Raw genomic sequence first — 10,725 nt, forward strand, 5'->3', positions numbered from 1 at the left:
TTCAGCCACAGGTGTATCTAGCTAACATCGCGTAAAACGATGATTTCTAACTTGTCGCCTTTTGCCACAACCGTGTCCCCGGCCACGATGGCCAGTCCGTCGGCCTGAACCATCGAGGTCAGGATCCCCGAACCCTGTTCGCCGGTCAGTCGCGCCCAGAGCTCGTCGCCCTCGCGCACGAGCGTGACGCGCAGGTAGCCGCGTCGATGTCCGGGGTTGGGGATCGGATCGAGCGCCCGGGCGCGGAGCCGCGGACGGCTGACCCGCTCGTAGCCGGCGAGCCGCAGCAGCGCCGGACGGACGAACAGCTCGAAGGTCACCATCGCCGACACGGGGTTGCCGGGCAAGCCGAAGATCAGCTGACGACCACGTGTCCCGAACGTGATCGGTTTGCCGGGCCGCATGGAGACCTGCCACAGGTGCAGCTCGGCCCCCGAGCGGCTCAAGGCCTCGCGCACGAGGTCCAGCTCGCCGACCGACACGCCGGCCGAGGAGACGAGGATGTCCGCTGTCCGTCCCCAGCCGATGCGCTCCTCGATCGCCTCGAGCCGATCCGGGGCAACGCCGAGATTGACCACCTCGGCGCCGGCTTCCCGTGCCTGCGCAGCCAGCGAATAGGTATTGGTGTTCGGAATCTGTGCCGGCGTCGGCTCGGCACCCAGATCGGCCAGCTCGTTGCCCGTGGAGAGCACGGCGACCAGCGGCCGGCGGTGGACGAGGACCGGCGAGTGACCCAGCGTCGCCAGGAGCCCCACCTCGGCAGCGCGAATCAGTCGCCCCGGCTCCAGGACGCGGTCCCCCGCCCGCACGTCCTCGCCACGGGGACGGACGAACGTTCCCGCGGCCACGGCGCGGGCGATACGGATGCGATCGGCCTCGGCCTGCACATCTTCCTGGGGCACGACGGCGTCGGCGCCGTCGGGGAGCGGTGCCCCGGTGAAGATGCGCGCCGCTTCCCCGGACTGCAGCCGCCGCGCGGGAAGGACGCCGGCCGTGATCCGGGCTGTCACCACCAGCGTGACTGGAGCACTCACGGTGTCGGCTGCTCGCACGGCGTACCCGTCCATCGACGAGTTCGGCCAGGGTGGAATCTCACGTCGCGAGATGACGGGCTCGGCGAGCACACGGCCGAGCGCCGCGTCCAGAGCCACACGCTCCGTCTCGAGGGGACGGGCCCGGGCCAGGATCTGAGCGAGGGCCTCCTCCACGGTCAGCACGGCGCTAGTGTACAACCGCTGCCGGTGATTCCGTGGGGGCACGGGCGTGGCGAAGCCCGGGTGCCCGTGCCCGGTGGAGCCGACGCCGGGACAGCGTCCCCTGTCGTCGTGACTCACGGCAGCTGCATGAAGAACCGCTGCCGGTGATTCCGTGGGGGCACGGGCGTGGCGAAGCCCGGGTGCCCGTGCCCGGTTAAATATCCAGAACCGGCCGGAAGCGGGCGAAGAACCAGCGTCGGCTCAGCACGAAGAGCGCGAGGAAGCCGGCGCTGATGAGCAGCTCGCGCCAGCCCAGGGGGAACCCGGCCGCCTGAGGCAGGACCGAGGGCACGATGACGAGCAAGCGCTCCAGGAAGATACCGACCAGGCCGAACACCGCCATCACCACCAGCGGGGTGTGCCGCTGGGGCGGCCGCCCCGTCAGGCGCTTGAGCAGATACATGAAGGGAATCAGCCAACCCACGACCATGACCACCCAGGCCAGCGTCTGCCAGGGCTGGACGAAGAACCGGGCCACCACGAAGCGGGTCTCGATCGGCACGTTGCCGTACCAGATCACCAGGTACTGGGACCAGAAGAAGTACATCCACATGATCGACAGGGCGAACTGCAGCTTCGCCACGTCCTGCACGGCGCCCGGGGGGACCGTGGCCAGCCCACGCGCGTTGGCGCGCACGGTGTGGATGGCCAGGAGCGCGAACCCCGTGTAGAGCGTGGACACGACGAAGTATCCGCCGAAGAGGCCGCTGTACCAGCTGGGATCCAGCGACATCACGAGGTCGAACCCCCACAGCGAGATCGTGACCACCCACAACATGAGGAGCACGACGGCCAGGCGATTGCGCCGGCTTTGCTCCGCCTCGTTCCCGGCATGCGCGGGAGCGCGCACGAGCAGGCGCACGAACGCGAAGGCGACGGCGAACAGTGCCGCGGCGGCGACGAGCGTACGGGCCCAGAAGAACGGCGCGTTGAGCCAGGCGGCCTTCCGGGCCACCAGGGCCTCGATTTCTGCCGGCGGGTGGAGCCAGCGACCGTAGAGCGCGTCCTGTCCGAGGATCAAGAACAGGAGCAGCACGAAGGCCGCGGGCAGGAAGCCGGCGGTGGTGAGCGCCAGACGACGGACGCTCGGCGACCACCGGGCTTCGGTGAGCTGCATCATGCCGGCGATGGCCGGTCCGGTGACGGCCAGGCCCCCCCAGAAGACCAGGTTCGCCAGATACACGCACCAGACCCGGGCAGCGTCGGCGGAGTTCACTCCGAGCAGGAAGGCCAGCGCCCCCAGCGCCACCAGGACGCCCCACACCGCCGTCACGGCCGCCCTCGAATCCGGGCCCGCGTCATTTGGCGGCCACCAGGCTACGCAGGTAGTTCACGAGATGCCATGCCTCCTCCGAGGACAGGGCTTCCGCGTAGGCCGGCATCACGGCGCCGCCGGCCATGATGTAGCTGTGCCAGAAGCCGTCGGTGCGCTGGCGCTGAAACTCCGGGTTCGTGAGATCCGGAGGCGGAATGAACTTCGTGGCCACCGGCCCGGTCACTCCGCCTTTGGCCGCCGGGCCGTGGCAGGGCACGCAGAAGGTCGCGAAGTGCGTTTGGCCGATCGCCACCGAGGCTGGGGTGGGCCTGATGGGGTTGGCCCGCTTGGCCGCCTCCTCACGCTGCTCGCGGGGCAGGATCAGCGCGCCCCCCCGCGGCACCACGCCGGCCGGCATCGGAAACACCCGCTCGCCGGGCATCACGCGGGCGGTCTCCGTCATGTTGTGGACCCACCGGTAGCCGATGACGCCCACCATGAGCGCGCCGCAGGCGGCCACGATGAGCAAGACCAGCATGAAGACGTACTTCACGCCCGCACCTCGTCGGCGCCGGCCGCCTCGAGAATCTGGCGGACGGAGGCCGCGCGCTCGGGCGCACAGTGCACGGCCACCCCGAAGCGGTCGTTGGTGAACCGTGGATCGAAGGTCGACGACGGGCGAAAGCGGGGCAGCCGGGCCAGGGCCACCAGTCCGATGAGGGTCGCCACACCGCCGAAGAGGATCATCATCTCGAAGGCGATGATGAAAAACGGCGGTAGCGAGGCGCCCCGGATGCCGCCGGCCGGCTGGAGCTGGAGGAACTTGCCCCCGGTCACCAGACCCCAGACCACGGAGGTCCAGATGGTGAGGATGAAGGCCGACGCGATCCCGACCAGCCCCCCCAGCAGCGTGAACAGGCGAACCCGGCTGACCGGCCGGTCGCGCTCGAGCACGTCCTCGATCTCGTGAATCGGCGCCGGCGAGTACACCTCCACATCGTGGTAGCCCTTGGCCTTGAGCTCCTCCAGGGCCCGCACGGTGGTATCCACGTGGGCAAAGACGCCGACGACGCGCTCAGTGCCGGCCATGACCGCCTCCCCTCATCGGCAGCGGCAGCGTCTCCTTCACCTCCACGATCGAGATCGACGGCATGATCCTGATGAAGCCGAGGAAGAGGATGAAGAACCAGGCGAAGCTCCCGATGACGATCATGGTATCCGTGGGCGACGGCACGTAGATGCCCCACGTATAGGGATAGAAGTCGTGGCCGAGTGAGGGAACGATGATGTTGAAGCGCTCGAACCACATGCCGATGAGCACGAGGATGGAGACGATGTAGAGCACGGTCGGGCTCAGCCGGGCCCGCCGCCAGAACAGGACGAGCGGCGCCACGCAGTTGCAGAAGTACATCAACCACAGGGCCCAGGCATAGGTCTCGGTGATCCGCCAGAAGAGCGAGGCCTTCTCGAAATGATCGCCGCTGTACAGCGTGGTGAAGATCTCACAGATGTAGAAGTACGTCAGGACCAGCCCGGTGACCAGGATGAGCTTGCCCATGGCATCCAGATGCTTGTCCTGGATGTAGGCGTGTAGCCCGAAGAAGTGCCGCATGGGCAGCATGAGCACCAGCACCATGGCGAAGCCCGAGAAGATGGCGCCGTCCACGAAGAAGGGCGCGAACAAGGTCGAGTGCCAGCCGGGGACGAGGGCCATCGCGAAGTCCCAGGACACCACGCTGTGCACGGACAGCACCAGGGGTGTGGCCAGCGCCGCGAACAACCCGTAGGCCCGCCGGTAGTGACGCCACTGCGAGTGCGAGCCTTCCCAGCCCAGCGACAGCATGCCGTAGATGCGCCGGCGCCACCCGGTGGAGGCGTCCCGCAGCGCCGCGATGTCGGGGACAAGGCCCACGATGAAGAAGATGGTGCTGATGCTCAGATACGTCGAGATCGCGAACACGTCCCATACCAGGGGCGAGCGGAAGTTCGGCCACAGCTCGCGCTGGTTGGCGTACGGCAACAGGTAGTAGGCGAACCACATTCGCCCCGCGTGGATCAGGGGAAACAGCCCCGCGGTCATGACGGCGAAGATCGTCATGGCCTCGGCGGCCCGAAAGATCGACGTGCGCCAGCGGGCCCGGAACAGGTACAGGATGGCCGAGATGAGCGTGCCGGCGTGCCCGATACCGATCCAGAACACGAACGAGGTGATGTACATCGCCCACATCTGGGGCGTCCGCTTGCCCGCCGCCCCCATGCCGATCCAGATCTGCCACGTCCAGGCCAGGATGCCGCCGGCCAGGATGAGCCCGACCACGCACATCCACGCGAAGTACAGGTTGCCGGGCGGGGCCAGCGTGCGGAGCACGTCCCGGGTCACGTCGGCGAACGTCGGCGGCCGGGGCTCGCGGTCGGCGACGGTGCTCATGCGTGGCCCCTCACGACTTTCTTGAGATAGGTCACCGAGGGCCGCGTGCCGATCTCCTCGAGCACATGGTAGGCGCGCGGGGAGTGGGCCAGTCGGGAGACCTCGCTGCGATCGTCCTTGAGGTTACCGAACGTGATGGCCTGGGCGGGACAGGTCTGCTGGCAAGCGGTCAGGATGTCGCCGTCCCGCACGGCGCGCTTGTCGTCGCGAGCCCGGTCCTTGCCGGCCACGATGCGCTGGATACACATCGTGCACTTCTCCATGATGCCGAGCTGGCGTACCGTCACGTCGGGGTTGAGCTGGACCTCGAGCGGCGCGGGGAATTCGTAGCTCCACCAGTTGAATCGCCGGACGTGATAGGGGCAGTTGTTGCCGCAGTACCGGGTGCCCACGCATCGGTTGTAGACCTGCCCGTTCAACCCTTCTTCGGTCCGGTAGGCGGCGAACACCGGGCAGACGGGCTCGCAGGGGGCGACCTCGCAGTGCTGGCAGAGCATGGGCAGGAACATGTTGCGGGGATGCGCGGCATCGCCTTCGGCCCAGCGCTCGAGCCTGAGCCAGTGCAGCTGGCGGCCATAGGCGCAATCGGCCTTGCCGACCACCGGCACGTTGTTCTCGGCCTGACAGGCGACCACGCAGGCCTGACAGCCCACGCAGCGGTCGACGTCGATGGCCAGACCCCAGCGATAACCCGGGTACTGCTGGGGCGGGTACATGCTGATGAACTCGTGCGGCTTGGCCTTGCCCCGCAGCGCCTGCTCCCGGGCCGTGCCCAGGTCGATGTGCTGGGCGATCTCGCGATGGTCCTGGTCGTGCGTGGCCTGCAGGATGGCCAGCGGCCGCCGGGCGCCGGTCCGGCTCAGGGTCACCTTGACCCCGAGGAAGACGGCGCCGCCCGACGCGGCGTCCGGGGCGGCTCCCAGCAGGGTGAGCGGGCTCAGCGACGTCGGCGGCGGCGCCACGTACTTCTGCGCCAGGTGATAGCCGGCGTAGCGGTGGCCGATCGGGATGGCGACCGCACCTGGATGCAGGCTTGCGGACACGTACGCGGGGAGCTCCACCGCCCCGTGGGGTGAGGTGACGCGCACGACATCGCCCGTCGCCAGGGCGAGCCTCGTCGCCGTCTCCGTGGGCACTTCTACCCAGGCGTCCCAGACCGCCTGGGTCATCGTATCCGGGGCCTCGTGCAGCCAGGCCGCGCCCGCGCTGCGGCCGTCGTAGAACCTGAACGACGGATACGCCAGCAAGGTCAGGCCCCCGGCGTCTCCCTCGAGCCTGGGCGGTGCCGGCTCCACCGCGCTCACCTTCGCCGTCACGGTCGCCGCGGCCGTCTGGCGCCAGACCCCGCCTCGCTGGAGCGCCAGCTCCCAGCCGTTGGGCTCGCCCTTGACCAGAGGTTCCCAGGCCATTTTCAAATATTGCTCGAAGGAGGCCCACGGCAGCGGTCCCTTGCCCTCCTCGGTCCCCAGCACGCCGCGGCCGATGCGCAGCAAGGCTTCTCCGAACGGCAGGGCATCCCGGATCGGCGACATCGTCGGCTGCAGGAGCCCCATCACCCCGTCGCGGGGCGCGTAGTCGCCCCAGGTCTCCAGCCAGTGCGTGTCGGGAAGCACGACGTGAGCGAGGGCGGTCGTCTCGTCGGGGTGAGTGGCGAACGAAACGACCATGGGGACCTTCGCCGCGGCCTCGGCGAACTTGAGCCCGCCCGGCAGCGTGAAGGCCGGATTCACGCGGGGGCCGAGGAGCAGCACCTCGATCTCCCCCCGGCTCATCGCCTCGACCAGGCGCGCCATCTCCGCGTACGGCGACACCCGGGTATAGGCGAGGTCGGGTCCGAACCTCAGCGTGCGGCCGGGGGCGCCCACGGCGGCGTTGAGCAGGTTGATGGCCACCAGCGTAGCGGTGGCGTGCGTGCCGGTCACCGCCACCCCGCCCCCGATCGCCAGGGCGGCCTTGGCGCTGCCGAATGCCGCGGCCATTCCCCGAATCGTCTGGACCGGGACACCGCTCTCCGCGGCGACCTTGCTCACGTCGACCCCCGCCACCGCCGTCCCGAAGCGGCGCTCGGCGCGGCCCTCGTCGACCAGCACCTTGAGAATGGCCAGGGCCAACAACGCCTCCGTGCCCGGGGCGTTCCGTACCCACTGGTCGGCGTTGGCGGCGGTGAGCGACTGGCGGGGCTCGACGTGGACGAGCGTCCCCGCCCGGCCGCCGCTGAAGCCGTGCATCCGGGCGAAGGCGCCCGCGTGCTCGACGTTGGACAGCCAGGTCTCCACGAAGTCGGCGCCGAACGACAGGATGACGTCGGCGTCGTCGAAGACGTAGTGCGGGACGGCGTCCCGGTTGAAGACGATGCGGTTGGCGGCGCGCATCGCCTCGTAGCCGAACGGCTCGAAGGTCACGCGCGGCCGTGTACCGAGGGCCTGGGTCCACCGATCCATCAGCCCGGCCAGGCTGCCGCTCTCCAACTGGCTGACCAGCGCCACGCGTCCGCCCCGGCCCTGCTCGCGCAGGGCGCCGAGCTTGCCGCTCACCGTCTTCAAGGCTTCGTCCCAGGCGATGGACTTGAAGGCGCCGCCCTCGCGCCGCTGGGCGCCGGCGAACCGGTCGGGATGGTAGAGCTGCTGCAGCGCCGCCTGGCCGCGGATGCAGAGGGCGCCCCGGTTGACGGGATGATCGGGGTTGCCCTCGAGTTTGACGACGCGCCCCTCGCGGTTGCGCGCGATGACGCCGCAGCCGGCCGGGCACTCCCGGCACACCGTGGCGAACCAGGCCGCCACGCCGGGAACGATCTGCTCGTTCGGCACGACCAGCGGCAGCAGCGTCTCCGCCGGCTGCTGGCAGGCGGCCATCGCCGCCGCCGTTCCCGACACCCCCACGATCTTGAAGAAATCGCGCCTGTGCACGCTCTAGGGCTCAGTGGTGGCAGGCAATGCAGTCCAGCGGTGCGCGAGTGCCCCGGGCGGCGTTCTCGCGACGGTGGCAGTCGATGCACCACCCCATGGAGAGCGGCGGCGGCGCGCCTCCGAGCCCGACCAGCGTGAGCAGGTCGTTGGTGAGGCGGGGACCGGTGACGGCGCCCACGGTCGTCATGGTCTCGACCGGACCGTGACACGTCTGACACGTCACGCCGGCGCGCACATGGGGCTTGTGGGTGAAGTAGGTGAACTCCGGCAGGTTGAAGACACGCGTCCACGGGATCGGCGCGCGCCGGGCCGCGTAATCGGCCAGCTTCTTGATCTCCGGCCGGTCAGCCGCAGTGATCTTGTGACAGCCCATGCATCGCTCCACCGAGGGCAGGCCCGCGAACTCCGAACGGCGAGCGTCGGTGTGGCAGTACCCGCACTCGATCTTGTACTGCTGCACGTGGACGTTGTGGGGGAAGTTGATGGGCTGCGGCGACGCCGTGGCCGCAGCCGGCCACCGGTCCCACGACGACACCGCCAGGATCACCAGAACGACGAAGAGCGCCAGCCCGAACGCTCCCACGCCCGCTCTCGCCCTCGTCGACAGTCGGATATCCTCCGCGGCGCTGGAAAAAGCTTGTGCACCGTATCACGAGCGCCGGAAGCAAGTCAACAACGACTCAGGCGAGCGTGGCGAACGCCTCGGCGGCGGCGGCCTCGGCCGTCGCCAGGTCGGCGTCCGAATGAGCGAGGGAGACGAAAGCCGCTTCGAACTGCGACGGCGCCAGGAACACGCCGCGCGCGAGCATGGCGTGGAAGTAGCGCGCGTATCGCGCGGTGTCGGAGCGCTTCGCCGACGCGTAGTCCACCACCGGCGCGTCGGTGAAGAACGCGGTCAGCATGGATCCCACCCGGTTGACGACCAGCGGGATTCCGACCTTCTCGGCAGCCGCTCGCAAGCCGCGCTCCAGCCGGGCCCCCGACCGCTCCAGCCGCTCGTACGCGTTGCCCTGCTGCAGAATACGCAACGTGGCCAGCCCGGCGGCGACGGCCAGCGGGTTCCCCGACAGCGTGCCCGCCTGGTAGACGCCGCCCAGCGGAGCGACGTGGGCCATCACGTCGCGTCGGCCTCCGTACGCCCCGACGGGCAGGCCGCCGCCGATGATCTTGCCCAGGCACGTGAGGTCGGGGCGAACCCCGTAGAGCGCCTGAGCGCCTCCGTACGCCGCGCGGAAGCCCGTGATCACCTCGTCGAAGATCAGGAGCGCGCCGTGCCGTGTGCACACCTCGCGCAGGCCGGTCAGGAAGCCGGACGCCGGCGGGACGACACCCATGTTGCCGGCGATCGGCTCCACGATGACGGCGGCGATGTCGCTTCCACGCGCGCCGAAGAGCCGCCGCACGGCCTCGAGGTCGTTGAAGCCGACCGTGAGGGTGAGGCCGGCCACCGGCTCGGGCACGCCCCGGCTGTCCGGGATGGAGAAGGTGGCCCCGCCCGATCCCGCCTTGACCAGGAGGCTGTCGGCGTGGCCGTGGTAGCAGCCTTCGAACTTCACGATGAGATCCCGACCGGTGGCGCCACGGGCCACGCGGATGGCGCTCATGGCCGCCTCGGTGCCGGAGCTCACCAACCGCACCAGCTCCATCGAGGGAATGGCGGCCGTGATGGCCTCGGCGATCTCCACCTCCTGTGCCGTCGGTGCGCCATAGCTGGTGCCTCGCCCGGCCGCCTCGCTCACCGCCTGGACGACCGCGGCCGGGGCGTGTCCGAGGACGAGCGGGCCCCACGAGCCCACGAAGTCGATGTACGAGCGGCCGTCGACGTCCCAGAGCCGGGCGCCCGCGGCCCGCGCCACGAAGAACGGCTGCCCCCCGACCGCACGGAAGGCACGCACGGGGCTGTTCACCCCGCCCGGGATGACGCCCTCCGCCGCCGCCATCAGTCCGGACGATTCGGGACCCCCGCCTCGATCCTGGGCGAGCAGCTGGCCATCATCGACGCGCTGAAACGTTCGGCCCGTCGGGCTCCAGCGATACGCCGCCGCGGCGGGGACCTCGTCGCCGACGACCGACACGACGACGTACGTCGCGTCCGGGTAGTGCGGCTCGCCGCGCGGGGCGGCCTGCTCGATGTCCGTCGCCGACAGGTAGGCCCCCGCGTTCGGATGCGAGTGATAGATGACGGCGACGCCGAAGCCTTCCGTCTCCCGCCGCGTGAAGGCCAGCACGTCGCGCGGATCGATGTAGAAGGCGTTCCGGGCCGTGCGGGGGAAGGCCACGGGGTCGTCCTGGTGCTTGGCGTCCTGGATGTTACGGCAGGGCATGAGACGGCGCTCGCTGCCACGGGCCAGGATGACGCCGCAGCACTCGTTGGGGTACTCGGCGAGCGCCTGACGCTTGATCGCGGCCAGCTCCTCGGCAGTCAGGATCATCGCCGGGCTCCGATCATGCCGCGCCCCCCCCGGCGAGCGCCGGGATGATCGTGACCTCGTCGCCGTCCTGGAGCGTCGTGCTCAGCCCCTGGAGCGCCTCGATGGCCTCGCTGTTGACGTAGATGTTGACGTGGTGGTGGACCTGCCCCTGCTCGTTGCGCACCAGTCCCTTGAGGCCGCCGAAGGAGCGTTCGAGCTCGTCGAGGAGCCCGCCGACGTCGCGCGCGCCGACTTCGATGCGGTCGCGGTTCCCGGTCGCCCTTCGAAACGGCGTCGGAATATAGACGGTCACACTCATACGTCCCTGCCTCCCCGAGATTCTTGATCTTGGAGGGGGTGAGGCACCCCCTCCAAACCTCCCCGGCTCACGCGCGGTGCGACGATGCGCTCATCCAAGTCGTGTCATGAACTTGGAGGGGGTGAGGCACCCCCTCCAAACCTCCCCGGC

At 69.6% G+C, this 10,725-nt stretch carries 9 protein-coding genes and 1 pseudogene; all 10 read right to left on the reverse strand.

The window, feature by feature from the left end:
• Nucleotides 1-17: 17 nt before the first annotated feature.
• The 10 genes and pseudogenes from glp to VFR64_18305 all read right to left on the reverse strand — a co-directional run bounded on the left by glp (nt 18) and on the right by VFR64_18305 (nt 10,575).
• The gene (gene glp, locus VFR64_18260) at nt 18-1,334 is read right to left on the reverse strand and encodes a gephyrin-like molybdotransferase Glp (protein HET9491681.1); all 1,317 of its coding nucleotides are present in this window, start codon (nt 1,332-1,334) and stop codon (nt 18-20) included.
• A gap of 76 nt (nt 1,335-1,410) precedes the next feature.
• The gene (locus VFR64_18265) at nt 1,411-2,529 is read right to left on the reverse strand and encodes a hypothetical protein (protein ID HET9491682.1); all 1,119 of its coding nucleotides are present in this window, start codon (nt 2,527-2,529) and stop codon (nt 1,411-1,413) included.
• A gap of 25 nt (nt 2,530-2,554) precedes the next feature.
• Nucleotides 2,555-3,064 (reverse strand): cytochrome c, encoded by a 510-nt coding sequence (locus tag VFR64_18270; protein ID HET9491683.1) that lies wholly within the window; start codon nt 3,062-3,064, stop codon nt 2,555-2,557.
• Nucleotides 3,061-3,600 (reverse strand): DUF3341 domain-containing protein, encoded by a 540-nt coding sequence (locus VFR64_18275; GenBank protein ID HET9491684.1) that lies wholly within the window; start codon nt 3,598-3,600, stop codon nt 3,061-3,063. Before VFR64_18275 ends, VFR64_18270 begins: the two co-directional genes overlap by 4 nt.
• Entirely contained in the window at nt 3,587-4,939 is a 1,353-nt protein-coding gene (gene nrfD, locus VFR64_18280; GenBank protein HET9491685.1) for an NrfD/PsrC family molybdoenzyme membrane anchor subunit, read from the reverse strand. The genes VFR64_18275 and nrfD overlap by 14 nt, the downstream gene beginning before the upstream one ends.
• Nucleotides 4,936-7,845 (reverse strand): molybdopterin-dependent oxidoreductase, encoded by a 2,910-nt coding sequence (locus VFR64_18285; protein ID HET9491686.1) that lies wholly within the window; start codon nt 7,843-7,845, stop codon nt 4,936-4,938. Before VFR64_18285 ends, nrfD begins: the two co-directional genes overlap by 4 nt.
• A 10-nt stretch (nt 7,846-7,855) precedes the next feature.
• Entirely contained in the window at nt 7,856-8,428 is a 573-nt protein-coding gene (locus VFR64_18290; GenBank protein ID HET9491687.1) for a cytochrome c3 family protein, read from the reverse strand.
• A gap of 97 nt (nt 8,429-8,525) precedes the next feature.
• Nucleotides 8,526-9,785: a glutamate-1-semialdehyde 2,1-aminomutase gene (hemL, locus tag VFR64_18295; GenBank protein HET9491688.1), complete on the reverse strand. Its 1,260-nt coding sequence runs from the start codon at nt 9,783-9,785 to the stop codon at nt 8,526-8,528.
• Between the two features lie 138 nt (nt 9,786-9,923).
• Nucleotides 9,924-10,277, reverse strand: a pseudogene (locus tag VFR64_18300) (Mov34/MPN/PAD-1 family protein).
• 13 nt (nt 10,278-10,290) lie between these two features.
• Nucleotides 10,291-10,575 (reverse strand): MoaD/ThiS family protein, encoded by a 285-nt coding sequence (locus VFR64_18305; protein ID HET9491689.1) that lies wholly within the window; start codon nt 10,573-10,575, stop codon nt 10,291-10,293.
• Between the last annotated feature and the right edge of the window lie 150 nt (nt 10,576-10,725).

The organism is Candidatus Methylomirabilota bacterium, from assembly GCA_035709005.1.
Taxonomy (GTDB): Bacteria; Methylomirabilota; Methylomirabilia; order Rokubacteriales; family CSP1-6; genus 40CM-4-69-5.